This window comes from Synechococcus sp. UW179A, from assembly GCF_900473965.1.
Classification (GTDB): Bacteria; Cyanobacteriota; Cyanobacteriia; order PCC-6307; family Cyanobiaceae; genus Synechococcus_C.
Genome location: NZ_UCNJ01000002.1, coordinates 30481 through 57373 on the forward strand (window position 1 = coordinate 30481; position 26893 = coordinate 57373).

The window sequence follows — 26893 nt, forward strand, 5'->3', positions numbered from 1 at the left end:
AATACCGATCAAACGTCGTTCCAATGAACGGCCGAAAAGAACACCTCCCTCCGCTTAAGCGTGATAATTAAAGCCAACAATCTGCAAAGCAAAAAGAAAAGTGTCATTTGCGCCGACCCAAACCTTATCCTACACATTTATATCTGATGGAAAAGCAAATCGATAATCCAAGCTGGATCGAGCATGATAACTTGGATGAAATTTATCACAATAAACTCACACATGCGAGAGTAATCGAAACTAAGCACGATTCAAATCAGAAGAGACCCAAAGGATTGACGAACATAAGCCCACTCAAAAAAATGACTGTTCGCTTAGGCCAACTCTATAAAAGCAGATAAAATATCAGATTTGTTGGAAAGCAAATGACATCCTTCTTCTAACTTCCCAGTGAGCCTTCGGGGCATTTGAGCAACTCTTGTTGCATCGCGATTTCGGACCTAGTTGCCAGTACACTCAAACCGCAGATGTTGTTGGTTGTTCTGAATCGACCCTCCACCGAAGAGCGGAAGAATGGAATTGGATATAGCACCCTGCTGGCTATGACTCTGTAATGCCTCAAAAGGACTGAGAAACGCGAAGCGAGGCCAAATTTGATTGTTACGAGCGTCAGCTTAAGGGGTTCCGCCGGGAGCAGCTCACACACACTTGCGCCAATTAGGATCGAGCAAAAGCTGAAGCGACACCAACTATAATCGAACGCATCCACAGGCGTCGCCTGGGAGCCTGCATCGTCCTCCAAGAGCGATAGCTCCCTACAATGTATAGAATTGAAGGTGACATGAACATCCGGGCGAGGTCCCTCGAAGTGTCGGGACTGCTTGAAGATCTTTCTATCTAGCAAAAACTTACGGGCGACGGATTGAAGCGGCATGACTCGTCGTTGGACTGGTAGCGCTGGCTCTTCCAAAAAATGCTAATGTAATCTTTAAATCTGAAAGATGAATAACATTGTTCGCCAAGGCTAGATAAGTTTTTATGATAATTCAAAATTTGCTTTAATGTGGTGAGCAAAATCAATAGATATGTTGAGCCGAAGGAGCTGATCTCTTTATTTCCCCATTGCTTATTGAAACCTGATTACTGTGGGCATAAGTTAAGGCAAGGCTTGAATTGTTTAAGAAGTTTCTGATCTCCCTGGTGTGCAGCTCTAAACCACCAGTAAAATACCTTTTAAAAGATGATTGATGACATGACAGATTTGATCACAATTCAAGAGCTCTCAGCTGCTGGTCGCAATCAGGAATGTCTACAGGCTTGCCAAAATGCCTTGCAGACCAACCCAGAAGTCTATTATGCCTACAAATATGCAGGCAAGTCCTTACTCGCTTTAGGGCAATTCGAAAAAGCACAGCAATACCTAGTAAAAGCTCATCAACTCGATGGGAGCGATCCAGAAATAGTCAAAGATATTGGTAATATATTTTTGAATCTTAGCGATACTGCTGCTGCCCTTGAATGGTACGAAAAAGCTCTAGAAATTAATAATAATTATGCTCCTGCCATTAATAATATTGCCAGCCTCAAGCGGCAATCAGGCAACACCCAAGAAGCAATCAATCTATTCAAGCGAGCCATTCATGCAGACTCAAAACTGATCCAAGCATACGTGGGCGTAGCAGCGAGTTTTCTGGCAATAGGTGATATTGATCAAGCTGAATCATTCGCACATCAAGCCCTCGCAATTAACGAAAACACCCCTGGAATCAATGAAATCCTCGGTATTATCTTTCAAAATAAAAACAAGCCCGATCAAGCCGTTGAGTTCTATCAGAAGGAATTAGGAATCAATCCCAAAGCTGACAACTCATTTCTCAATTTAGGACTTTTGCTCCTGCAAAAAGGACAGGCTGCAGATGCGGCGAAATCACTATCAAAGGCTTCAGCTCTAGCGCCAAGCGAGCAATGTTCGCTTCTTTTGGCGCAGGCCTATCAAAACCTCGGGCAATTCAAAGAAGCAATCGTCGAGTACAGAAAGTTGGATATTGACCAATCTAAAAACAAGATTATTCCATTCAATCTTGGGCTCTGTTTGCTCAACACTGGTAACAATATTGACGCTGTAGAAGCGTTTAAGATTGTCATTCAGCTTGATGAGTCGTTCATTCCCGCATGGACCAGTATTGGGAATGCTCTGATGAATGAAGGGAGGCAACAAGAAGCTCTGCCTGCAATACATAAAGCTCTTGCATTAGACCCTAATATACAAGGTGCCTACCTGAGCCTAGGCGGGATCTATAAAAATCTCGGTCAGCTCGATCAAGCCCTATCAGCAACCCTAAAGTCCTTAGAGCTCCAGCCTGATAACCCTGATGCATACAGCAACCTGGGCGGGATCTATTTAGATCTTGGGCGGCTCGATCAAGCACTTTCCTCAACGCTGAAGTCCTTAGAGCTCAAGCCTGATAACCCAGGTGCCTATCTGAACCTGGGTGGGATCTACAAAGAGCTCGGACAGCTCGATCAAGCACTTGCAGCAACGCTGAAGTCCTTAGAGCTCAAGCCTGATAACCCAGGTGCCTATCTGAACCTGGGTGGGATCTACAAAGAGCTCGGACAGCTCGATCAAGCACTTGCCTCAACACTGAAGACCCTAGAGATCGAGCCTGATAACCCCGATGCCCACATCAACCTGGGCGGGATCTACAAAACGCTCGGCCAGCTCGATCAAGCACTTGCAGCAACTCTGAGGTCCTTAGAGCTCAAGCCTGATAATCAAAGTGCCTATCTGAACCTGGGTGGGATCTACCAAGAGCTCGGACAGCTCGATCAAGCACTTACCTCAACACTGAAGACCCTAGAGATCAAGCCTGATAACCCCGATGCACACATCAACCTGGGCGGGATCTATTTAGATCTTGGGCAGCTCGATCAAGCACTTACCTCAACACTGAAGACCCTAGAGATCAAGCCTGATAACCCCGATGCACACATCAACCTGGGCGGGATCTATTTAGATCTTGGGCAGCTCGATCAAGCACTTACCTCAACACTGAAGACCCTAGAGATCAAGCCTGATAACCCCGATGCACACAGGAACCTGGGCGTGATCTACCAAGAGCTCGGGCAGCTCGATCAAGCACTTGCCTCAACACTGAAGTCCTTAGAGCTCAAGCCTGATAACCCCGATGCACACAGGAACCTGGGCGGGATCTACCAAGAGCTCGGACAGCTCGATCAAGCACTTGCCTCAACACTGAAGTCCTTAGAGCTCCAGCCTGATAACCCCATTACACACAAGAATATGGGTATAATTTTATTAGAAAAAGGGGAAGAAAAAGATGCAATAAATTGCTTCGAAAAAGCAGCACAACTTAAGCCAAGCGTTCCCAACTTATGCATGTCCAAATTACACTTTCCACGGATTGCCATGAGCAGCTGGGAAATAAAAGAACAAAGAAATAACTATCTGTCACACATAAAAAAAATTTTTCGAGAGAGAAATGTAAAGGAATCGGACAAGAACTTCATAGACTTATCCTTATTCATGTTAACCTATCAAAATGGCAAAGATGACAAGGAGCTACTTCAGGAAATCGGCAAAATAGTACATCCGTGGCTAGAGGTAAAATCTAAAAATGAAACATCGGCAGTCGCAGACTTCAGAGAAACAGATTCAAAAGCCAACCAAAAAAGGAGAATAGGGTTTTACTTTGACAATCCACATAAAGGTCATGTGATATTTCAGCACTACTTCAATTTGGTCAAGAGCATCAATAAAGAGAACATTGATGTAGCGCTTATAAAAGGTCCCTTGGCATCCAGCAAAAGCAGTAAAGAGCTAGAGAACTACGTCTCGAGGACCATACAACTTCCAAATAATCTAAGAAGATCGGTAGAAATGATCATAAAACTAAAATTAGATGTTCTCATATATACGGAAATTCATTCATCTCATGCACCTTACTGTTTGGCACATAACAGATTAGCAAAAGTGCAAATGGTACTACCAGGAAATTCAATAACAACCGGCATTAAAACAGTCGATTACTTCATATCCAGCAAATACACTGAAACAAATGCTTCAGAAGAAAATTACACAGAAAGACTGATTAAAATTAACGGAATACCCACTGGCATAGAAATTAAAAGTCACAAAGTTCGCAAAGACATTTGCGATATCTATGGGATACCCAAAGATGTAAACTTAGTGAGCTTATTGCATAATCCAGCAAAATTTCATCCAGACTGGGATGAAATACTAGAGGAAGTGGCGCAAAAATGCTATAACACGACTTTTCTAGTCCTAGACTTTAGTGAGCGGTCTTCCAGCTTGCTGTCAGAAAGATGGGAAAAATATGCACCAACACTTTTAGAAAAATCTAAATTCATGAAACCAATGCCAAAAGTCGATTATTTGAGCTTGATCTCATTCTGTGACGCGTTGCTTGACCCGTTACATCGAGGATGTGGGACTACTGCCTACGAGGCTTTGGCGAAGGGGATTCCAATCGTCACAAAACCAGGATTGCTTGCAAGAAGCAGGTTAGTATATGGTTTATACCAAATAATGAACATAAAAGATGCTCCGATTGCGTATTCGAACTCAGATTACATAGCATTATGCATTGAAATAACATCGAACAAAAATAAGTTGTTGCATCTTAAATCTCAAATCAAAAGCAAATTTCACAAAATAATATCTTCCAATTTCAGAGCCACCGAAGAATTGGCAAACTTATTGTCTGAAATCTAAATCAATGACCGATTACAACTTTTTTGATCACGACACGTACGCAAGATCTCGACCCAAGGAAGATTTTTGGGGGCAAATAAAACGCACAGTGCGGGGAGAACCTGCTGATGAAAACCAAATAAAATTCATAACAAAAGCAATCACAAATGGGCTTAAACTAGAACGAAATGATAACATTATCGATTTTTGTTGTGGGAATGGAGCATTGTCATCGAGATTGAAAAATAGTGTATCCAAACTGAAAGGGATTGACAACTCGGAGTATCTCATCTCTATTGCAAAAGAGTTTTTTGAAGAATCACCAGATATCAGTTTTATGCATTCAGAGATTATTGATTTTTTGAATTCTTCTACACCTACGGAAGCCTCCAAATATAGCAAGTCACTATGTTACGGATCTTTTTCGTACTTAGAGCAAACCATAATAGACAACATACTAGATCAGTTTAATCTAAAATTTAAAGCAATAAGCCGTTTTTATATCGGAAATATACCTGACAGATCGAGGGCAGATGTATTTTTCAAAGATTCAATACCACAAAATGCAGATCTCGCGTCTTGTAAAAGTGTAATAGGCAAATGGTGGACGAAGTCAGAAATAAGAGCTCTTTCAGAGAAATATAACTGGGAAGCTACTATTATCGATATGCCTGAGGCGTTCTACGCCAGTGCGTATCGTTTTGATGTTATACTTTCAAGAGATGTGTAAAATATAGAATATGACAATTAAAAAGAAAACTATAGGTACATCAAGTCTTGCCAAGCCAAGCTTGGATGCGTTTCTGCATTATTCAAATCTGTTTATCGAAGAAGGCCAGTATTCAAACAATGGTCCCTGCGTTAAATTGCTAGAAAAAAGACTGGCACGATTTCACAAATGCAAATACTGCATCACATTCTCGAATGGTTTTTGGGGCCTAGTATTAGCCCTAGACTGCCTTAAACTAGCCAATAGAAATGAAGTATTGATTCCATCCCTAACATATAGAAGGATGGCAGATTTGGTTACTTGGGCAGAGCTGAAACCAGTATATTACGACATCGACCCCAATACGCTTACAGCGAAAAAACAGCACATAGAAGAAAAATTAACTCAAAATACAGCTGCAGTTCTTGGGGTGCAACCAATAGTTAATTGTTTCCCAACATATGCCATAAAGCAGTTATGTGAAAATCATAAAATTCCTTTTATCATGGATAGTGTAGAGTCTGCATATGAAATGAACAACGGTTCTAAAGTAGGAGCACAGGCAACCGTAGAAGTGTTTTCAATGCATGCCAGTAAATTACTTAATGGCGGTGAAGGTGGATATGCAACAACTAATGAAGAATACATATATAAGAAGCTATCTTCCCTTAGAGGATTTGGGTTTGAAGGACCAGATAACCTTAAATATGAAAATGGTATAAATGCTAAATTAAACGAGGTGCACGCAGCCTTGGCTTTGGCAAATTTAGATTCAATAGAAAGTCTTGTCAGACATAATCGGAGGATATATCAGAGCTACAAGAACGAACTGTTTGATATTCCAGGTATCGAATTAATCTATTTCAATGAATCCGAAAAAACAAGTTATAAAAACATAGTTGTGAAAATAAATACTTCTTTTCCCTTGTCTAGAGACCAGCTGGAAGAATATCTCAATCAAAATTCATTTCTTGCAAGGTCTTACTACTCACCACCTCTTCATATTCAAAATAAGACCGATGTAAAACTACCCAATACAGAATCTTGCTCACTCAATCATCTCATATTACCCTCAGGATATCAATGCACAACAAAGGATGTAGCAGACATCTGTAAGCTTATTAGAAGCTTGAAATAAACAATGTCAATAAACAAACCTGCAATTATCGGTGGAGATCCAGAATTCAGAACAAAACTTCCAGTAGGACAGCTATATTTCCCTACAAAACAGGAATATATTCTGGCAATGAAAGGAATTTTTGAACGTGAATACTATACAAATAGTGGCCCATTATTGGTCGAGTTTGAAAGAAAACTGGCCTCATATTTTGAGGTTGAAGAGGTCATCGCAGTGACAAATAATACTTTGGGATTAATAATGACGGCTGAAGCGCTTGACCTTAAAGGTAGTGTTATTTTACCTGCTCTGACATTCGTAGCATCAGCTCTAAGCATCAAGCGATGTTCCTTAACACCAGTATTTTGCGATATAGACAAAAAAAGTATTTTCCCATCTCCGCAAGAATTGGAAAATGCATATCGCCCTGACACTTCTGCGGTACTAGGGGTAAATCTATGGGGTGGCTGTGCACCAATAAAAGAAACAGAGCAGTGGGCAAAAAATAAAAAAATCAAAGTGTATTGGGATTCAGCACAAGCAGTAGGATGCGAGGTCAAAGAGAAAAAAATAGGGGGTAACGGAGAAGCAGAGGTTTTCAGCTTTCACGCTACAAAAATATTAAGCACAACTGAGGGCGGGTGTATAACGACCAATAACAAAGATTTGGCACATAAGCTTAGAAATATTCGCTCCAGTTATGGTGTGAGAAAAAAAACAAACGTACTTAGAACGACCAACGCACGTATGTCTGAAATGCAAGCGGCAATAGGCATCATCTCTCTGGAGCATCTAGAAGAGTATATAGAAAATAATTTATCACTCCGAACTATCTATAAAATGCTAATTGATTCAATCCCAGGGATAGAATTGATGGGTGAAACTGGGGTTAGCAAATCCAATCATCAAAGCATAGTTATACTTGTCGACGAGGAAAGGTATGGAATCTCAAGGAATTTAGTTGTTAAAGCCCTTAATGCAGAGGGTGTTTTGGCTCGTAGATACTTTCTACCATCGCTGCACAAGCTAAGCCAGTTCACTGGCGAAAAAGCCATTAACTTGCCAAACACTGAATATTTTCAAAGTAGAAACATTGTAATGCCACTAGGAGCGCGAACCAGCCAAGAGAATATATTCCAAATATGTGAATTATTAACCAAATTTAGACAGCATACAGAGGCCATAAAAAGACATGGGTAAGTTAAATGGATACTGTGGAATAATGCAACCATATTTTTTCCCGTACTGGGGACATTTCTCTCTGATTGCATATACAGGTAAGTGGGTAATTTTTGATGAATGTCAATATAAACCTAAAAGCTGGATGAACAGAAATCGCATTCTTCACCCAAGCAAGGGTTGGCAATACCTTACTGTGCCTCTTGCAAATTCATCCCGCAATATTAAAGCAAAAGACGCAAAACTAATTAATCCCAAGCAAACAAAAGATACAATAATCAGAAAACTTGAACATTACAAAAAGGAGGCGAATAACTTTTCTGTTGTTATCGATCTCATTGATGAGGCATTTAAGAATATTGACCCTGAATATTCACTTACTTCGTTATGCCGAGCATCAATTGCGCTGACATGTGAGTATCTAGGAATATTGTTTAATTCACAGCTTAGTTCAGAGCTCAAACTTTGTTATCCTGCAAATATGAATGCAGGGAGATGGGCTCCTTTTATCGCACAAAGTGTACATGCGACAGGCTATCTAAACCCCATCAGCGGTGCATCGTTGTTTGAAGATTCAGAGTTCAAGAAGAGAAATCTGGAATTAAAATTTCTTCGTACCGAAACAGCAGAATATAGTCAAGGCAATTACGAAAAACACATAAACTTGTCTATACTTGATACTCTTATGTGGCTTCCAGTCAACGAAATACGAGATATCATTATTAAAAATGTGTGTATAATAGACGGTGATCGATACCTTCAAGAACTCTCGGAGGAAACAAAAGCAGCTGAGAGCTAAAGACCGATCAAGTCAGTAACATACAAATCTAAGTGCTGTTCGCTCAGCACTCCAAACAATTCCCTGTGCATGCACTGCATCTGATCACTGAGCAGCTGACTACAACGAAGAAGAGTATCGATTTGGCGCTGCTTATGTTTTCAACCCAAAGACTGACTAATGCTCTCACTAAGCGGCTCCGCAAGTCGCTTTTTTCTGAAGTGCTGGATCTACTCGGATTAACACTGCCCGACCACCGCCACACAATTGAAAACGGCAATCAACCGTTGAAAACACAACTGCAGACTCTCGGCACACCGAAGCTTGCCCACGACAACAAGCTGCACAACAAGTTCGCTTCTATCAGCAGCAAAACAGACATCACGGCATTTTTAACTGATCTCCGACGGCAGCCCACACCAACGACCAAATGCTGTTGATGATTCAGTCCCCCCAAGCTTACAGCTCAGTTCACCCAAGAGATGGATCGAATGGGCGCAGTGCTGAACTGGTAATCACAGCACAGTTTCGTCACAAGCTGGAGAGGCCGCGACTCAAATTCGGAAGAGGAGTGGAAAAACCTGAAAAAGCCTGTACACAACTTCAAATACTCAAAATGTCCCGTGGCAAATGACAAGCTTTGGCAAGCATCAAATGCATCGAAAGATCAAACACCAAACAAGCTTATCAAATATTAAAGAACAATTTTATCACTACTTGCATGGCAAAAGCAAGTCCTTAAAAAGACAAAGACTCTGCCAAACAAAACAATGACGGCACACCAGGCAAATAGTTTTGCTCTAGGTCTCCTGGCAACAGTTGAAAAAGCGGTCGGCAATCATGCAATAGCCTCACACCTTTTTTAAAGAATCAAATAGTTACTGATGAGCTTAATTATCTAAAAGTAGATAAAATATCAGAAGATTTGGGAATATCAGTGGCGAATATTCAGCTCAAGCCCATAGGAGACCTGCAACTGAAGATAGTCAGCATCCGTTTTCCAAAAGCTGGATTAAATAATTGCCATAACCACTCTTTTTCAAAGGTTCAGCCAAAGCCCGTAGCTGATCATCAGAAATCCAGCCATGCCTCCAGGCCACCTCTTCAGGGCAGCCCACTTTCAAACTCTGTCGATGCTCAAGTGTGCGGATATAACTAGAGGCTTCATGCAAAGAATCACAGGTTCCAGTATCCAACCAGGCCATGCCTCGACCCATTAGCTCAACCTTGAGCAAACCATCCTTGAGATAATCGCGGTTGAGGTCAGTGATCTCTAGTTCACCACGGGCAGAGGGTTTGACCTTTTTGGCACGATCAACAACAGTACTGTCGTAAAAATAGAGCCCTGTTACCGCATATCGAGACTTGGGTCGATCTGGCTTTTCCTCAATGCTGATAACACGTCCATCAGCAGAAAAATCAACCACTCCATAGCGCTCAGGGTCTCTCACCGGATAAGCAAAAACCGTGGCTCCCTGATCATCTAAATCAGAAGGCACAAGATCCTGGCCGTGGAAAAGGTTATCCCCGAGCACCAATGCTGCTGGATGACCGTCCAAAAAATCAGCACCAATCAAGAAAGCCTGAGCCAAACCGTCCGGATCGGGCTGGACCGCATAGCTCAACTGCATGCCCCACTGACGCCCATCACCAAGCAAGCGCTGAAATGCCGCTTGATCTGAAGGGGTCGTGATTATCAACACGTCCCTGATCTCTGCCAGCATCAACGTGCTCAATGGGTAATACACCATGGGCTTGTCGTAGACCGGCAATAACTGCTTACTGACGGCCTTCGTAATCGGATGCAACCTGGTGCCGCTACCACCCGCAAGAATGATGCCTTTTCGAGACCGAGCCAACTCATGCATCCTGTCTGCATGAATACTGCCACAACGACAACCACATGGAAGCCAGAAACAAATCAGTGGATCGATTGGAAAGTTAATGACACACACTTTTTATGCGTCAGAGAAGTGAGCCAACAATGCTCTCAAAACTATTGAAGGCCAAGACAAACCTGCGCTTAATTCTGATGCATGGAACCAACTCGTGTTCCATCACTCATATCAAGAGTTGCTCAAAGGCAACGTGTAGGCACTGAATCTGAAATCACGTTGCACATCAAGTTCTCGCATCATTTAAAACTGAAAGAATGGCCGGGCAGCCACAAGTCGAAGAACTCAATCTATGAGTCCAAGACTATCCAATCAATCAGTCAAGAATTAAGTCAAACCTGCTGGACCAGAGAAGACAATGGAATCATAGATCCATCAACATTTTGCAAGCTCAGAGAACCAAAATCAGCAGAAACTTGCAAATCAGACCCTACTTGACGAATCCTGAACTCGGATCCTGGAGCAATCAGCACACGATCTCCAGAGAAAAAATCAAAATCTGTCACCACATCGAAACCCTCAGACAGAACAAATGCATCCGCACCATCACCGCCTGAAAGCCAATCATTGCCTGATCCACCATTCAACCAATCATTGCCCATACCACCATGAATAAGATCATCACCCAACTGGCCATCAAGGCGATCATCTCCCTGATCACCATTGATCCAGTTATCACCATCACCAACAAATAAAGCATCAACGCCTAAACCACCGCTCACTTTGTCATCTCCGTCCTTGGAGCGAATCATGTCGCCACCCGAACCGCCAAGAAAGGCCTCTGAATAATCGCCTCCTTCTCGAACTTCTCCCAAGCTTGATAATTGCTGCTGCTCAGGCCCCCAAATGGCTGTCAGTGCATTGAGGTCATTGGCAGTAAAGAAATCGGGCCATCGCCCAAACAATGGAGATCGATAAGCCATCACAGTTTCTTCTGGATAGTTACTACTCCATGGATCTGTAATCCCTTTCGTAACATCACCATCTGAAGAATCGAAGGCATGCTCCAATCCCAGGGCGTGGCCGAGTTCGTGAAGAAACACATAACGACGATATGCTTCATCATCTTGGAGTGGGAGGTAATTAACGAATAACTCCCAACCTCGGCCGGATGAGACCGCCAAACCAAGTGTTGTTTCTTGATCGCCTAAATCAATGCCAGTGTCGTAAAAAAGATCAATATCAGCGGCTGCGGCACGATCGACAACACGGAAATCCAGATCAATGACCGCATCAAGCCTTGTAATCACCGAGCGAACAAATTCTTGATCGACCAAAGGAATGGGCAAAGACTGAATTACTTGCCCACCAAGAGTTCCGCCCGAGACACTGACAGCGCCGCCCGCAGACTGCATGTAGAAATCAAGAAAGCCATCGTTTGCGACTGCCCGGCGAGTGATCCTGGCACTCAACTCATCGATTAACTGTGCAGGAGCAATCGAAAGCCCACTCAAAAGACTAAGATCAGCTGATTGAGAGGGAACTGCCTGATCCCCTAATAGCTGATGCTGATGGAAATAACTTGACACGAAGATTTATATATAAAGTTCCACTAACTTGAACCTAGCCCAACAATTTCAGCAGGATGTAACCCAAATATGATTGAAAACTGAGAATCGTCTGAGCGATCAGCGCCCTCCTGCTTTGAGAACCGTCTTAATCGTGCGGAACAGGATCACAAGATCTAGCCAGGTGCTGAAGTTCAAAAGGTAATAGAGGTCATAGGACAGTTTGAGATCAGAGTCTTCAACACTGCTGGCATAGGGAGCACAGACCTGAGCCCAACCACTCAACCCCGGTCGCATCCAATGGCGCTTTCGGTAATGCGGGATTTGTCGTTCGAGCTCCTGCTCCATTTCTGGTCGCTCAGGTCGCGGACCGATCAGACTCATCTCTCCCTTAAGCACATTGATCAGTTGAGGCAGTTCATCAATGCGAAACCGTCTCAACCAAACACCCACTGATGTAATCCGATGGTCTCCGGGCTTGGTCCACGACGGCGGATCGTGACTGGGCTGAACGGTCATTGTGCGCAACTTGATCACCCAGAAAGGGCGACCCAACCAGCCACTACGCTGCTGCGTGTAAAACACTGGCCCCTGATCTTCAATCCAGATCAACAGTGCGGAGATCGCAACGACAGGAAATGTGATCAGCAGCAGGGCTGCTGCCACAAGCAGGTCGGCCATGCGTTTGAGCTGGGCCTGCACGCTGAAGGTGGCAGCCCAGGGCAGGTCGTCATAAGCCAGACCGTCTTGGCCGATAAAGGCTGGAGGCAAACGCTCCTGCTGCTGTTGAAACAAGCTGAGCAGAGACAACATCCGAATGTCACGGGGATCACTGGTCTCGGAGCACTCCAGTAACGGAAGCAATTCAGCGTGCTGACGCAGCGCTGGAGTGATCGCAAGCAGCAAAGGCTCGTCCATTCGCTTCATCCTTTCGAGTAACACTTCAGGCTGCATAGGCCAGAGTCTCTGCCGCTCTGCCACGCGTTTCCAAGCCCGCATGACTTGCGGGATTTCATCGGGCTCCGCCAACAAAAACAAACGAGGTGATTCCGGTAACAACAATCCACGGCGCATCGCCAACCGAACCGCAAACGCCCAGCCACTGACCCCGGTCATCCACAGGAATTGCACCCTCCGGTGCACGAGCCAGACCTCAACACTAGGGTTCAAAAGCCATCGAACCATGGCAACAACCATCAGTGTCGCTGCAGCAGTGAGCAGCAAACGTTGCAACAAAACCAGCAATGTCAGCCTGCGCCAGCGCAACACGGTGTAGCTGCCAAACAACCATCCCAGGGCTGGATAGAGCAACACCATGAACAGCAACCAGCCTGTCTGGCTGAGCAACGTGATGCCATCACTCGGCAACCCCGCCAGGCGTGGGAACAGCATCACCAGCGCCAGAATCAGCAGCTGCCCGATCCAGTCGAACATCACAGCACGCAAGAGCAGCGTGCGGGGATCATTCATTGAGGTCGCCCAGCACGTCATCAAGCATGGATTGCCAATGGCGGGGGGTCACTCCCAGGCGTTCGTGAGTCGACGTGCAATCGAGCAAGGAATAAGCAGGCCGATGGGCTGGGGTGGGGTAATCAATGGTCCGAATCGGCTTCACCTCAGCAGCCGCCGAGATCAGACCCCGTGCTGCGGCTCGAACCCCAATCGCAACAGCAAAGTCAAACCACGTGGCAGCACCCGCATCACTCCAATGCAGAACTCCTGCGACCTGCCGGGCGATGACAGTCCAGCAGGTCTGGGCCAGGCCAAAGGTGGCGGTAGGACAGCCCACCTGATCAGCAACAACCCGAAGCGGTTCCTTGGCTTCTGACTTCAGCTGGTGCAAACGCAACATCGTCAGCAAAAAATTGCCTCCCACCGGGCCATACACCCAACTGGTCCGCAAAATCGCAGCACGGCCATCAACTCCTGTGCCCAGCAGCTCACGCACAACCTGTTCGCCAGACGCCTTGGTGGCCCCGTAAACCCCAAGAGGATCAGGGCGCTCATCCGTTTGATAAGGACGCCCTTGCTCACCGTTGAAGACAAAATCCGTGCTCAGCTGCAACAGACGACCGCCTGGGCAACACGAGACCAAAGCCTGCGAAAAAGCATGCGGTGCATCAGCGTTCACCGCCTGCGCCAGCACAGGTTCCGATTCAGCTTGATCCACAGCGGTGTAGGCGCCAGCATTGAGAACCCAATCGGGGAGATGGGCATGCACCGCTCGCTGGCAAGCATCGGGATCAGCCAGATCAAGAGCTTCCAGATCTTGGCCTCCACTGCGGCTTGTGCTGATCAACTGCACCCCAGGAGGCTTGGATGCAATCAACGCCTGCCCGAGCTGACCACTCGCACCCGTGAGCAGAACTTTCAAGCAAACACCTCGTTTGCCGCTTCCAAGACATTCAATGTTGGAGCCTCGGCGTCTTTTTCAGCGAGAGACGGTGTAGCTCCAGAGAACTGTTCCAGAGGCCACTGAATCGCCAGGGCTGGATCGTCCCAGCGGAGAGAGCGTTCACAGTCTCGGTTCCAGAAACCACTGGCCTTGTATTGCACCTCAGCGACCTCACTGAGGGTCAGAAACCCATGGGCAAAACCAACTGGCACCCAAAGCTGCTGCTGGTTTTCGGCACTGAGAGTCGCTCCCACCCACTGCCCATAGGTTGAGGAATGCATGCGTAGGTCAACCGCCACATCAAAAATGCGGCCAAAGCTGCAACGCACGAGCTTGCCCTGGGGCTCGGGAGGTAACTGAAAATGCAAGCCTCTCAAAACACCACGACTGGAGCGAGAGTGGTTGTCTTGCCGGAAGCGGAGGGCCTGAACCTCATCTTCAGAACAGCCTGCAGCGATCAGTTCGGCGCAGAAACGTCGCTCATTCCAGCTCTCAAAAAAATAGCCACGGCGATCACCAAAGATCTGGGGAGTGATCAGCAACGGCCCCTGAATCGATTCTCCAGAGACGGTTTTCAGAGTTTCTGCCGCCATAAGTATGCTCCCGAACCAGCCTGATCAGGAGAGACGGAGACTACAGCTCGAAAGGATCACTCCCTCACCGAAAGCCGACACAAACATGCATTCGAAGCCTTGAAAGCCTCGCATGACGCTCATCCTCAAGCGGTGGCTGTCTGCTGAGCAGCTGGTGGTGCCGGCTGGAACATGAACATGGAGTAGATCACGTTGCGGCGCATGTTGGTCATCATGTCCAGGAACATGTCGTACCCCTCGTTCTTGTATTCGATCAGGGGGTCTTTCTGGCCATAGCCGCGCAGACCGACTGACTCGCGCAAAGCGTCCATGGCCTGCAAGTGTTCACGCCAGAGCGTGTCAATCTGCTGAAGAATGAAGAAGCGCTCGGCTTCACGCATCAGGCCAGGCCTTTGCTGTTCGATCTGACCCTCCTTGAGGTCATAGGCGTTGCGCAGCTGTTCCTGCAAGAAGGCCTTGAGCTCCTCCATCGAGAGTCCCTGCAACTGATCTGCCTTGAGATCCTCAAGCAGATATACGAACTCTTGCACTTTGCTCACCAGCTGGGCCACATCCCATTCCTCGGGCGGTAGATCTGGATTCACATAGGCCTCAACAATCTCATTCATGGTGCGCTCGCCATAGCCCACCACCTGCTTCTTAAGCTCGCGGCCATCGAGCACGCGACGGCGCTCTGAATAGACCGCCTTGCGCTGATTGTTCATCACTTCGTCGTACTCGAACACCTGCTTGCGAATGTCGTAGTAGTAGGTCTCCACCTTTTTCTGGGCCCCTTCCAGAGAACGGGTGAGCATGCCGGATTCAATCGGCATGTCTTCCTCCACACGGAAGGCATTCATCAAACCGGCCACGCGCTCGCCGCCGAAGATGCGCAACAGGTTGTCGCCCAGAGAGAGGAAAAAACGGGTGGAGCCTGGATCACCCTGACGACCGGCGCGGCCGCGCAGCTGATTGTCAACACGGCGAGATTCATGACGCTCGGTGCCGATCACATGCAGGCCTCCCGTCTCTCTCACCCGACCCTCTTCCTGCTTCACCACCTCGTCGTATTCGCCCTTCACTTTGGCGATGGCAGCACGTAAAGCCGCAATTTGGGCATCGTCGGTGGGAGCCTTCTCAGCGGCTGTTGCGATGCGATCTTCTAGTTCGATCACTGTGAGAGCACGGTCGCCCCAGGCCTTAACCAGATCCCTGGCCAGCTCAACCAGTGCCTGGTCGGTTGAATCCGTGAGCTGGCAGGGGTAAAGGCTACCGATGGCTTTGGCTTCGCTAGGGGCACTGCCATGGGGCCCGGAAGCTGGCGCTGCTTTTGCAGCAAAGCCATCGCCGCCATCAGTGCTGCGCTGCAGCGGCACCGGCGGGCGATGGCCCTCTTCCGGCCGCACAAGCCGAGGCAACAACACTTCCCGCAGCTTGAGACGGGCCATGTAATCGCTGTTGCCACCAAGAATGATGTCGGTACCGCGACCGGCCATATTGGTGGCAATGGTGACGGCGCCGGAGCGACCGGCCTGAGCCACAATCTCGGCCTCCCGCTCCACGTTTTCCGGCTTGGCATTGAGCAGGTTGTGGGGAATGTTCTGTTCCGCCAGCAGGGAGCTCAACAACTCACTTTTTTCAACGCTCGTGGTGCCCACCAACACGGGCCTGCCCTGCTGATGCACCTCAGCGGTCTCTTGAGCCACCGCCCGCCATTTGGCCTCTTCGGTTTTGTACACCTGGTCAACCCAGTCCTGACGAGCGCGCACCCGGTTGGTGGGGACAATTGTGGTTTCAAGCTTGTAAGTCTTCTCGAACTCGGTTTCCTCCGTCTTGGCCGTACCGGTCATGCCCGCCAGTCGCGGATAGAGCAGGAAGAAGTTCTGATAAGTGATTGAAGCCAACGTCTGGGTTTCAGGTTGGATCTGGAGTTCTTCCTTGGCTTCAATCGCCTGATGCTGGCCATCACTCCAGCGGCGACCAGGCATCACACGTCCGGTGAATTCATCCACAATCACCGCTTCACCATCACGCACGATGTAATTCACATCGCGCGTGAACAGATCCTTGGCCTTGAGGGCATTGGTGATGTAGTGAGCCCAGGGATCCTGAGGGTCATACAGGTCATTGACACCGGTCATCTGTTCGGCCTTGGCAAAGCCTTCATCGGTGAGGGTGCAGCTGCGCTGCTTCTCATCCACCTCGTAATCACCCTCAGGATCAATGCCGTCTTTGCCCATTTCAGCGGCACGCACCAAGGCGAATGCCACCTCAGCAGCCTTCTGATATTTCTCCTGCGGACGTTCAACCTGGCCGGAAATAATCAGAGGCGTACGAGCTTCATCAATCAGAATTGAATCAACTTCGTCAATCACACAATACTGAAATTCGCGTTGAACCACTTCACTGATGTCTGCGGCCATGTTGTCGCGCAGATAATCAAAGCCGAGCTCGGAATTGGTGGCATAAGTGATATCGCAGCCATAATTAATGCGACGCTCTGCAGGAGCCATATCTTGTTGGATCAGACCTACCGAGAGTCCTAGGAAGCGGTGTACCTGACCCATCCACTCGGCATCGCGGCGGGCCAGATAATCATTCACGGTTACCACGTGAACCCCACGGCCCGTTAAAGCATTCAAATAGCTGGGCAAAGTGGCCACCAGAGTCTTGCCCTCACCGGTCTTCATTTCACCGATCTGGCCCTCGTGCAGGACCATCCCGCCGATCAATTGCACATCGAAATGACGCATGCCCAGCACCCGCTTGGCCGCTTCGCGCACTACAGCGAATGCCTCGGGCAGGATCTCGTCAAGAATCGGGCGCTGATTCTCAAGGCTTCCGGCATCAGCCAGACGTTCCTGAAACGCAGTCGTCTTGGCACGTAGCTCGTCATCTGTGAGCGGGGCGATCTCCTCCTCCAGCAGATTGATGTCAGAAACAATCGGCTGATACCGCTTCAGCTTGCGGGCATTGGGGTCACCCAGCAGGAGCTTGAGCATGGTGTCGACAACTACCCTCGGACCCGAAAGCCTACCGGGGTCTGGGAACGATTCATGGGTTTGCTCCAACGGTTGAGCTGATCCAGCCAGATCCTCCGGGAGAACAATTGCTCATAGCGAAGACGCGCCTGCACCCCGAGACGGCACAGCAGAGCCGGATCATCAGCAAGCTTTTGCAGCACCAGCGACAAATCCTCCGGCGTCTGCGACCAGTCGAGATCAGCCAGCTGACAGACCCAACCCATGCCCGAACGCCAGCGCTGAAAGGCAAGAGCAGGCAAACCAGCAGCCATGGCCTCGAGTTGAACGATGCCAAACGCCTCATTCGAACTTTCCGAGGGCAGAACAAGCAGATCGGCCTGCAGAAGCTGACTCAGCTTGTCGGCCTCCGACAAGCGGCCATGAAATCGCACGGCCCCATCGCGACGCGATGAAGTCAGATCACGACTGAGTGCTTCAAATTCAGCCCGCCGCGGCCCATCACCGACTATATCGAGCGACCAGGAGCTCTCGACACTGGCAAGACTGTGCAACAGCCAATCCAGTCTTTTGTAACTGCCAAGGCGGCCGATGAACAGCACCCGCATGGGCCGATTGGCGTGCGGTTGGGACAACGATCGCGTCGCCACCAGTGCCGCAGCTTCCTGGTCGTGGCTGAGGCAGCAGCTCAGAACCGCAACGCGTTCAGGCCGACAACCGCAACGCACCAATTCCGCTTTCAGCAACGGCGAAGTGGTGATTACTCCGGAGAGCCATGACACAACCCTGAGGGCCAGCCACTGGTAGAGGCCGAAAAAGCGCCCCTTGAATCCTGACGCAGGTTCGAAAAAAAAGTGCCAGTGAGCCGTGACACGCCGCCGGGGGCGACCCAAACGGGCGAGCAGCAGCACCAGAAGTACGCCGATGGAGGGCAAATGGCCATGCAGAGGCTGGTCCGAACGCAATAGAGACCACAATTCAGCCGACGGCAGCGGTAAAACCAGACGTCCCACGGCTGGCGTCCGCGCAAGCCGTCTTCGCGGATAGTGGGCAGAGATGGCGTCGTGCTCGCTCAGGCTGCGGTCCTGCGCATCCAGGCTCCAGACCGCCCCTCCCCAGACCATCGCCAATTCATGAGCCACCCGTTCAACGCCGCCATAACCCGGCGGCCACTCGCGCAACAACTGCTCGATGGTCTGGGGCCGCTGTTCAGGAAGCCGCTGTTCACCAAGCACTGACGTCATCACCTCGGCGCCTCAATGCCTTGGAACAAATGAATTTTGTTGCACACAACAAGTGAGGTCGCAGTGAGACGGATGATGAGGCCTGCATCAAAAGACGATGGCCCGCATCCATCTGGTTGAACATGCACCAGGAGCCCCAGGCCTGCGCCTGATGGGGCTGGGGCCAAACCTACGTCCGACGCGCGGTCTGCTCAAACTCCGGCACTTGCTCAATAAACACGCCTTCTGGGCCCAGGGCCGCAGCCGTCAACAACTGCGCGAAATGCTGAAAGGCAGCAAGGTGGTTGTGAGCCTATGGCGCGGCAAACGCATGGTGGGCTTCGGCCGAGCCAGCAGCGACGGGATTTACAGGGCCGTGCTCTGGGATGTAGTGGTGGCGGGCGACCTTCAGGGACGTGGGCTTGGGCGTCGGGTCGTTGAAGCGCTGCTGGCTTCCCCAAAACTGCGTGAGGTGGAACGGGTGTATCTGATGACCACCAACAGCACCGGGTTTTATGAACAAATGGGATTCAGAACTGTTTCCTCTCAGCACCTGCTGATCCGAAAACAATGACTTAACAAGCGGATGAAGAGATTCGAACTCTCGACCCTCTCCTTGGCAAGGAGATGCTCTACCACTGAGCTACATCCGCAGGCCAGCAGGTGAATGTCACCTGACGACCCGAGAAGCATGCACCACCAAGGGGCAGTTGGTCAATCCACCGTTCAAGCCGCTGGCAATGCCTTAACAAGAGACCCCATTTCCAGAGCCTGCAGGGCATAGCTCCATCCCAAATTGCTCTTGATCCCTGCCCGCTCAAGGGCCTGTTGCATTGTGTCGGTTGTCAGCACACCGAAAATCACCGGCACGCCGGTGTCACGGGACACAGTGGCAATCCCCTTGCTGGCTTCGGCCACCACCACATCAAAATGGGGCGTGTCACCCCGAATCACAGCGCCAAGGGTGATCACCACCTGGTAGCGACCACTGCGAGCCAACTGCTGGGCCACCAGCGGCAACTCAAAGGAACCAGGCACCCATGCCGTATCGAGTTGATGACTCTCAGCACTGGTATCGATCCCATGGCGGCCAAGACAGTCAAGGCAGCCGCTCAACAATTTGGCTGTGACTAGATCGTTAAATCGAGCGATAACAACTGCGATGCGCAGGCCCTGCACATCAGTGAACCGTCCTTCAAAGGTGGCCATGACGCCTTGATCTGTTCATTCCATGTTCACACCCAGCCGACGTGAACTGGACAAAAAAGATGCTCGTAGGCCTGGCTTCAGACCACGAAGAAGCTCATGCCCCAGTTCACGAGCACCAGGGCCACCCAGGCGATGCCACCAAGCAGAATCAGGCGATTGGAGCGACCGCTGTCCTCATTCGAGGCGTAAAGAACAGGCACGGCCACAATTAGCGCAAAGGACATCACCACCAATGCCAGAACGGTGAGGGTATTAAGGATTTGCATGGTGAATCGGTCGACGCCAGGTCGTTCCCGGGGATTCTCACATGTTGGGGCGAGCCGTCTTCGTTGTCTCGGCATCAAGCTTCACAGCTTGTGTTGAACCCCATCGGTACGATCCAGCCACTTCCGGATGTCCCATGCCCCTCACCTGCCCCCAGCCCGAGGAGCAGTCACTGCAGGGGAATCTGTTCGGGGCTCCGGAGCCGACCCATGGGCCCACAGCCACGTCCGCCAGGGCTTCTGACGCCTTAGCCGCGGATGCATTGGCTGAGCTGACTGACGCCAATCTCAGTGCAGATGCAGCTTCTCGACCAAGACAGCGGCAGGGCAGCAGTGATCCAGACCAGGCCTCCAACCAGGTCGACGACCTAAGCAGTTCAGATAACGACGACGCCCCTGCCTGGGCCCACCACAGCCAAGTGGATCAGACCCTGCTGACGCCAATGTTGCGCCATTACGTGGAGCTCAAGGCGGAGCACCCTGAGCGCCTGCTGCTGTACCGACTGGGTGACTTCTTTGAGTGCTTCTTCGAGGACGCCGTCGAGCTCTCGCGAGTGCTGGAACTCACCCTCACTGGCAAGGAAGGGGGCAAAGCGATCGGACGCGTGCCGATGGCGGGAATTCCCCATCACGCCGCCGAGCGCTACTGCGCTGAGCTCATCCGTCGTGGTTACTCCGTGGCGCTGTGTGACCAGCTAGAGAGCACCCCGGCCAAGGGAGCTCTGCTCAAGCGGGGCATTACCCGGGTGCTCACTCCAGGCACGGTGCTGGAGGAAGGCATGCTCGCTGCCCGCCGCAACAACTGGTTGGCAGCGGTGGTGGTGGAACCTGCCAACAGCAAGCAACCCTTGCGCTGGGGTCTGGCCAGCGCTGATGTGAGCACCGGCGACGTTCAGGTGCTGGAACGCAGCGGCAGCGATGCCCTGCACCAGCAATTAGCCCAGCTGGAGGCCTCAGAACTGCTCTGGGCAGCCTCGGACGACGCCAACACGCAACGACCTGCCTGGTGTCCTGAACGGCTGATGCTCAGCCCGATGGCACTCACACCTTTTAGCCGCCCTCAGGCCGAACAGGCCCTGAAAACGCACTACCGGCTAGCTGGGCTCGATGGGCTGGGCCTGCAGGAACTACCCCTAGCCCTGCGGGCCTTTGGTGGGCTGCTGCAGTACGTCAATGACACCCAACCGCTCGAGGAGGCAACGCGAGTCCCCCTTGACGTGCCGGAGATCGTGCAGGCTGGCGATGCCCTGGTGCTCGATGCCCAGACCCGCCGCAATTTGGAACTAACTGCCACCCAACGCGACGGGCAACTCCAGGGCTCACTGCTCTGGGCCATCGACCAGACTCTCACCGCCATGGGTGGGCGATGTCTGCGCCGCTGGCTGGAAGCGCCGCTGATGGACCTCAACGCCATCCGGGAACGGCAAAGCGTGGTGAGCCTGCTGGTGAACCAGAGGCCCCTGCGCCAGAGCCTGCGACGGCTGCTCAGGCCCATGGGCGATCTGGAACGGCTGGCGGGTCGGGCCGGCGCCGGTCATGCCAGCGCCCGCGACCTGGTGGCTATCGCTGATGGGCTGGAACGCCTGCCACGCCTGGCCAGTCGCCTGGAGGGAACCCTGGACACATGGCCACAGGTGCTGATGGCGCTGCTGCCACCTAATCCAACGCTCGCTGAACTGGCCTCCGCCGTTCGCCATGCCTTGGTGGAGGCTCCACCGCTCTCCCTCAGCGAAGGCGGGCTCTTCCATGACGGAGTGGACCCTCTGCTCGATGGCCTGCGCAATCAACTCGATGACCAGGACGCCTGGCTGGCCGAGCAGGAGCGGTTGGAGAAAGAGATCAGTGGCATCAGCAACCTGCGACTGCAGTACCACCGCACCTTTGGGTACTTCCTGGCGGTGAGCAAAGCGAAGGCGTCCTCCGTTCCCGACCACTGGATCCGGCGCCAGACCCTGGCCAATGAAGAACGCTTCATCACCCCCGAACTCAAGGAGCGGGAGGGCCGCATTTTCCAGCTAAGGGCGCGGGCCTTTCAGCGCGAGTAGGAACTGTTCTGCCAGCTGCGCGATCAGGTGGGGAGCATGGCAACACCAATCCGCGAAGCAGCCCGCGCCACAGCCGGATTGGATGCACTCGCTGCACTGGCTGACACGGCCGCCACCTCAGGCTGGTGCGCTCCCCAACTGAACGATGACCGAGAGCTTGCAATCACCGCTGGCCGTCACCCGGTGGTGGAACAGCTACTGGTGGAAGCGGCCTTCACCCCGAACGATCTGGCTCTTGGACGTGAAACGGACCTGATCGTGCTGACGGGACCCAATGCCAGTGGCAAAAGCTGTTATCTACGCCAGATCGGCCTGATCCAGCTGTTGGCCCAGATCGGCAGCTGGGTGCCCGCATCCTCTGCTCAGATCGGCCTAGCCGATCGCATCTTCACGCGCGTGGGAGCCGTGGATGATCTGGCCGCAGGCCAGTCCACCTTCATGGTGGAAATGGCTGAAACCGCCAACATCCTTCACCACGCCAGCGACCGCTCGCTGGTGCTTCTTGATGAAATCGGGCGCGGCACGGCCACCTTTGACGGCCTCTCGATTGCCTGGGCCGTGAGCGAGCATCTGGCCGGCGATCTCAAGGCGCGCACGGTGTTCGCTACCCACTATCACGAGCTGAACAACCTGGCAGAGGAACGGACCAACGTGGCCAATTTCCAGGTGATGGTGGAGGAAACCGGCGACGATCTCGTGTTCCTTCATCAGGTTCAGATCGGCGGTGCAAGCCGCAGTTACGGCATCGAAGCAGCCCGGCTGGCCGGGGTGCCCGCACGCGTTGTGCAACGGGCCCGGCAGGTGCTCGATCAGCTGGCGGCCTGAGCCGCTCGGAGCAGGGCATTCGTAGCAGCAGCCACCAGTCCGGCTCCGCCACGGGTGCCCTCCAAGCGGATCTGAGCCAACACCGTGTCTGCCAGGCGACGTTTACTTTCCGGCACTCCCACAAAACCGACCGGCATGCCGATCACCAGCGAAGGGGCCGCAGCCCCGGCATCGAGCTGATCAAGCAACTGCTCCAAAGCAGTAGGGGCGCTGCCAACCAGCAGCAACGGCATGGGCTGTCCGGTCGCGTTGGCAGCGTGTGTGAGCTCTGGCCAGGCCCTCTGCATCGCCACAGCGGAACGGGTGGACTCTTGCGGCGAAGCCGCAGGAGCCCAGTCGAGCAGGCAGCGCACGGACGTGCCCAGTGTGCGCATGGCCATCGGCGACACGGCAGCCGCGGCCATGGCCGTATCCGTGAGGATCATCGCACCAGCCTTCAAAGCAACAATTCCTTGCTCACAGGCCCCTTCGCTGAAACGCAGCAAAGGCTCGAGACCGACATCGCCGCTGCTATGCACCAGACGCTCCAACACCTGCTGCTGCAGAGGATCGAGTCCTGTCTCCCCCAGCAAGGCCCGAATTCGACGGATGCTTTCCGTGAAGATCGGATGGTCGGCCATTGCTGCACACTCCTCTGACGGGGCTGCCAGTCAGGGCAGACTTCGACATTGTCCGACGACACGCCTCAATGCCGATCCAGTTGTTCTGGGGCGATGATTCCGCCGCACTGGAACGGGCGGTGCAGGCCTTGATCAAGCAGGAGGTGGATCCGAGCTGGGCAAGCGTCAACGTGAGTCGACTGGATGGCAGCGAGGCGGGACAAGCCAGGCAGGCACTGGAAGAAGCACGCACGCCGCCCTTCGGTGCTGGCTCCAGGGTGGTTCTGCTGCAGCGGTCTCCCTTCTGCAACGCCTGCCCAAGCGAACTGGCCGATCGCTTCGAAGCGGCTCTGGATGGCATCCCGGGAAGCACCCAGCTGCTGCTGTGTCATCCCTCCAAACCCGACGGTCGTCTGCGGACCACAAAAGCCCTGATGAAACGCATCAAGGCGGGAGAAGCCTGCGAGCGCAGCTTCAAGCTGCCGGCGGTCTGGGACGGAGCCGGCCAGCGCCAGCTGGTGGAGCGCACTGCTGAAGAGCTGAACCTGAAGCTCGAGCCCAGTGCAGTGGATGCCTTAATTGATGCCATCGGCAACGACAGCGCAAGGCTCACCATGGAGCTTCAGAAGCTGGCTCTCCATGCTGAAAGCAGTGGAGAAACCCGGATCAGCGCCAGCTCTGTTGACAGCCTCATCGAGGGCCTCAGCACCAACGCTCTGCAAGTGGGGGACGCGCTGCTAGCAGGGGATCCCGGCCAGGCGATTGCCTTGCTGGATGCCCTCAACGATGCAGGCGAACCGGCCCTGCGCATCGTGGCCACACTGACCGGTCAGATCAGGGGATGGCTCTGGGTGATGTTGCTGGAACAACAGGGGGAGCGAGACGTCGGGGTGATCGCCAAGGCGGCTGGAATCGGCAACCCCAAGCGGATCTACGTGATGCGCAAACAGTTGCAGGGCCGTTCACCCCAGCGCTGCCTCAATCTGCTGGGCCGCCTGCTGGATGTGGAAGCAGCTCTCAAACGCGGCACCCAGCCCGGGGATGCGTTCCGCGATGGGCTGCTAGGAGCTGCACAGTGAGACAATCGCCTGCGAAATGAGGCGGCATGGATGGCCCTGCTGGTGCAGAAGTTCGGCGGAACCTCCGTCGGCAGCGTGGAGCGCATCCAGGCCGTGGCAAGGCGTATCGCCAACTGCAAAGAGGAAGGACACGATCTGGTGATTGTGGTCTCGGCCATGGGCCACACCACCGATGAGCTCACCGCCAAGGCCAACGCTCTCAGCAGCAATCCACCACAACGGGAAATGGACATGCTGCTCGCCACTGGTGAACAGGTGTCGATTGCGCTGCTGTCCATGGCGCTGCATGAACTGGGCGTGCCGGCCATCTCCATGACCGGCCCCCAGGTGGGCATCGTGACCGAATCCGCCCATGGCAAGGCACGCATCCTCGACGTGCGCACCGATCGTTTGCGCAGCCGACTGGCCGAGGGCCGCGTTGTGGTGGTAGCCGGTTTTCAGGGCACAAGCCAGAGCAGCGGCGGCACCGCTGAAATCACCACCTTGGGGCGTGGAGGCTCCGACACCTCAGCCGTCGCCCTGGCGGCAGCCCTGGGTGCCGCGGCCTGTGAGATCTACACCGATGTGCCAGGGGTACTCACCACCGATCCGCGAAAAGTGGAGGACGCTCAGCTGATGCCTCAGGTGAGCTGCGACGAAATGCTCGAACTGGCCAGCCTCGGCGCTGCCGTGCTGCATCCCCGCGCCGTGGAGATCGCCCGCAATTACGGGGTCACGATGGTGGTGCGCTCTAGCTGGAGTGATGAACCCGGCACAACCCTCACCAGCCGCAGCTCGCGGCCCATTGGCCGAGAAGGTCTGGAATTGGGGAGGCCGGTGGACGGAGCCGAACTTGTGGAACACCAGGCCGTGTTGGCTCTCTCCCGTGTGTCCGATCAACCCGGCGTTGCCGCCCAGCTGTTCGAAAGCCTGTCTGAGGGTGGCGTGAATGTGGACCTGATCATCCAGGCCACCCACGACGGCAACAGCAACGACATCACCTTCACCGTTGCTGAAACTGATCTGGAGAGGGCTCGCAGCATCTGTGAATCCCTGATCCAGAAGCTGGGCGGTGAGCTGGTCGCCCAGTCCGGGATGAGCAAGCTGAGCATCAGCGGCGCCGGCATCATGGGCCGCCCTGGCATTGCCGCCGGTTTATTTCAGACCCTCTCCCGGGTGGGCATCAACCTGCGTGTGATCGCAACCAGTGAAGTGAAGGTCAGCTGTGTGATCAACGCCGACGTTGGCAGCAAAGCCCTGCAGGCCACCCAGGAAGCCTTCGAACTGGAACCCGGTCAGATCAGCCTGAATCCCTGCGCGAGTGGCGATGGTGAGCCAGAAGTACGCGGCGTGGCCCTCGATCGTGACCAGGCCCAGGTGAGCGTGCGCAATGTTCCCGACAAACCCGGAACCGCAGGAGCACTCTGCAATGCCTTAGCCGACGCGGGCATCAGCCTCGATGCCATCGTCCAGTCGGAACGCCAGCATGCGGACGGGAGCCGCGATATCAGTTTCACGCTCAAACGCGACGACCGCAGTGCCGCAGATCGCGCCCTCAGCGCTCTGCTGGCTCAGTGGCCTGGAGCCCTGCTCGAAGACGGTCCAGCCATTGCCAGGGTCAGTGCCGTGGGCGCGGGCATGCCTGCCACGGCAGGTACGGCTGGTCGCATGTTCCGTTACCTGGCAGAAGCAGGAGTGAATATTGAAATGATCGCCACCAGTGAGATCCGCACCAGCTGCGTGGTTGCTGAAGCCGATGGTGTTAGAGCTCTTCAAGCCGTGCATGCCGGTTTCAAACTGGGAGGCAGCACTCGCCACGAAGCCGAGGGAACCGAATCACCACTGGTGGCCTAGCTGTTCCT

Annotated in this window: 19 protein-coding genes, 1 tRNA gene and 1 pseudogene; 10 read left to right on the forward strand and 11 right to left on the reverse strand. The window is 52.2% G+C overall.

From position 1 onward, the window contains the following. Positions 1 to 1192: 1192 nt before the first annotated feature. The 6 genes from DXY31_RS00160 to DXY31_RS00185 are packed head-to-tail and all read left to right on the forward strand — an operon-like array spanning position 1193 to position 8898. The gene (locus DXY31_RS00160) at positions 1193 to 4696 is read left to right on the forward strand and encodes a tetratricopeptide repeat protein (protein ID WP_170953464.1); all 3504 of its coding nucleotides are present in this window, start codon (positions 1193 to 1195) and stop codon (positions 4694 to 4696) included. A gap of 4 nt (positions 4697 to 4700) precedes the next feature. Continuing rightward, positions 4701 to 5405 carry a class I SAM-dependent methyltransferase gene (locus DXY31_RS00165; protein WP_114990348.1) on the forward strand — a complete coding sequence of 235 codons (705 nt, stop codon included), beginning with the start codon at positions 4701 to 4703 and terminating at the stop codon, positions 5403 to 5405. Between the two features lie 10 nt (positions 5406 to 5415). Continuing rightward, on the forward strand, positions 5416 to 6522 hold the full coding sequence (locus DXY31_RS00170) for an aminotransferase class I/II-fold pyridoxal phosphate-dependent enzyme (protein WP_114990351.1): 1107 nt from the start codon (positions 5416 to 5418) through the stop codon (positions 6520 to 6522). Positions 6523 to 6525: 3 nt separating this feature from the next. Beyond that, complete coding sequence (locus tag DXY31_RS00175; protein WP_114990354.1) at positions 6526 to 7701, forward strand: DegT/DnrJ/EryC1/StrS aminotransferase family protein; 1176 nt, start codon at positions 6526 to 6528, stop codon at positions 7699 to 7701. Continuing rightward, positions 7694 to 8479, forward strand: coding sequence for a WbqC family protein (locus DXY31_RS00180; protein ID WP_114990357.1), 786 nt, complete (start codon positions 7694 to 7696; stop codon positions 8477 to 8479). Before DXY31_RS00175 ends, DXY31_RS00180 begins: the two co-directional genes overlap by 8 nt. Before the next feature lie 32 nt (positions 8480 to 8511). Next, positions 8512 to 8898 carry a hypothetical protein gene (locus tag DXY31_RS00185; protein ID WP_114990360.1) on the forward strand — a complete coding sequence of 129 codons (387 nt, stop codon included), beginning with the start codon at positions 8512 to 8514 and terminating at the stop codon, positions 8896 to 8898. A 546-nt stretch (positions 8899 to 9444) separates the two neighbouring features. Here DXY31_RS00185 and rfbA read toward each other — a convergent pair. The 7 genes from rfbA to DXY31_RS00225 form a co-directional block, all read right to left on the reverse strand. Then, positions 9445 to 10317: a glucose-1-phosphate thymidylyltransferase RfbA gene (rfbA, locus tag DXY31_RS00195; protein ID WP_371638884.1), complete on the reverse strand. Its 873-nt coding sequence runs from the start codon at positions 10315 to 10317 to the stop codon at positions 9445 to 9447. 368 nt (positions 10318 to 10685) lie between these two features. Continuing rightward, positions 10686 to 11882 carry a M64 family metallopeptidase gene (locus DXY31_RS00200; RefSeq protein ID WP_114990368.1) on the reverse strand — a complete coding sequence of 399 codons (1197 nt, stop codon included), beginning with the start codon at positions 11880 to 11882 and terminating at the stop codon, positions 10686 to 10688. Between the two features lie 99 nt (positions 11883 to 11981). Beyond that, positions 11982 to 13331, reverse strand: a complete 1350-nt coding sequence (locus tag DXY31_RS00205) for a sugar transferase (protein WP_114990371.1) — start codon at positions 13329 to 13331, stop codon at positions 11982 to 11984. Then, a complete protein-coding gene (gene rfbD / locus DXY31_RS00210) occupies positions 13324 to 14235 on the reverse strand; it encodes a dTDP-4-dehydrorhamnose reductase (RefSeq protein ID WP_114990374.1) in 912 nt (303 codons plus the stop codon). Before rfbD ends, DXY31_RS00205 begins: the two co-directional genes overlap by 8 nt. Next, on the reverse strand, positions 14232 to 14849 hold the full coding sequence (rfbC, locus tag DXY31_RS00215; protein WP_114990377.1) for a dTDP-4-dehydrorhamnose 3,5-epimerase: 618 nt from the start codon (positions 14847 to 14849) through the stop codon (positions 14232 to 14234). The genes rfbD and rfbC overlap by 4 nt, the downstream gene beginning before the upstream one ends. 125 nt (positions 14850 to 14974) lie before the next feature. Next, positions 14975 to 17830 (reverse strand): preprotein translocase subunit SecA, encoded by a 2856-nt coding sequence (gene secA, locus DXY31_RS00220; RefSeq protein ID WP_114990380.1) that lies wholly within the window; start codon positions 17828 to 17830, stop codon positions 14975 to 14977. Positions 17831 to 17841: 11 nt separating this feature from the next. Next, positions 17842 to 19053, reverse strand: coding sequence for a glycosyltransferase family 4 protein (locus DXY31_RS00225; protein ID WP_114990382.1), 1212 nt, complete (start codon positions 19051 to 19053; stop codon positions 17842 to 17844). Positions 19054 to 19150: 97 nt separating this feature from the next. Between DXY31_RS00225 and DXY31_RS00230 the strand changes: the two genes are divergently transcribed. Next, entirely contained in the window at positions 19151 to 19606 is a 456-nt protein-coding gene (locus tag DXY31_RS00230; RefSeq protein ID WP_114990385.1) for a GNAT family N-acetyltransferase, read from the forward strand. Between the two features lie 7 nt (positions 19607 to 19613). Here DXY31_RS00230 and DXY31_RS00235 read toward each other — a convergent pair. The 3 genes from DXY31_RS00235 to psbZ all read right to left on the reverse strand — a co-directional run bounded on the left by DXY31_RS00235 (position 19614) and on the right by psbZ (position 20507). Further along, positions 19614 to 19685: transfer RNA gene (locus tag DXY31_RS00235), tRNA-Gly, on the reverse strand. A 73-nt stretch (positions 19686 to 19758) separates the two neighbouring features. Further along, positions 19759 to 20241 (reverse strand): 6,7-dimethyl-8-ribityllumazine synthase, encoded by a 483-nt coding sequence (gene ribH / locus DXY31_RS00240; protein ID WP_114990388.1) that lies wholly within the window; start codon positions 20239 to 20241, stop codon positions 19759 to 19761. Between the two features lie 77 nt (positions 20242 to 20318). Continuing rightward, positions 20319 to 20507, reverse strand: coding sequence for a photosystem II reaction center protein PsbZ (gene psbZ, locus DXY31_RS00245; RefSeq protein WP_011932021.1), 189 nt, complete (start codon positions 20505 to 20507; stop codon positions 20319 to 20321). A 134-nt stretch (positions 20508 to 20641) separates the two neighbouring features. On the opposite strand from psbZ, the pseudogene mutS reads away from it, so the two are divergent. Continuing rightward, positions 20642 to 23374, forward strand: a pseudogene (mutS, locus tag DXY31_RS00250) (DNA mismatch repair protein MutS). On the opposite strand, the gene DXY31_RS00255 reads toward mutS, so the two are convergent. Then, positions 23359 to 23994 (reverse strand): precorrin-8X methylmutase, encoded by a 636-nt coding sequence (locus tag DXY31_RS00255; protein ID WP_114990391.1) that lies wholly within the window; start codon positions 23992 to 23994, stop codon positions 23359 to 23361. The pseudogene mutS and the gene DXY31_RS00255 sit on opposite strands and share 16 nt — an antisense overlap. Before the next feature lie 68 nt (positions 23995 to 24062). Here DXY31_RS00255 and holA point away from each other — a divergent pair, with 68 nt between their 5' ends. Together holA and DXY31_RS00265 are read left to right on the forward strand one after the other, a co-directional pair. Then, complete coding sequence (gene holA / locus DXY31_RS00260) at positions 24063 to 25052, forward strand: DNA polymerase III subunit delta (RefSeq protein ID WP_114990394.1); 990 nt, start codon at positions 24063 to 24065, stop codon at positions 25050 to 25052. Between the two features lie 30 nt (positions 25053 to 25082). After that, a complete protein-coding gene (locus tag DXY31_RS00265) occupies positions 25083 to 26885 on the forward strand; it encodes an aspartate kinase (RefSeq protein ID WP_114990397.1) in 1803 nt (600 codons plus the stop codon). The last annotated feature ends 8 nt before the right edge of the window (positions 26886 to 26893 follow it).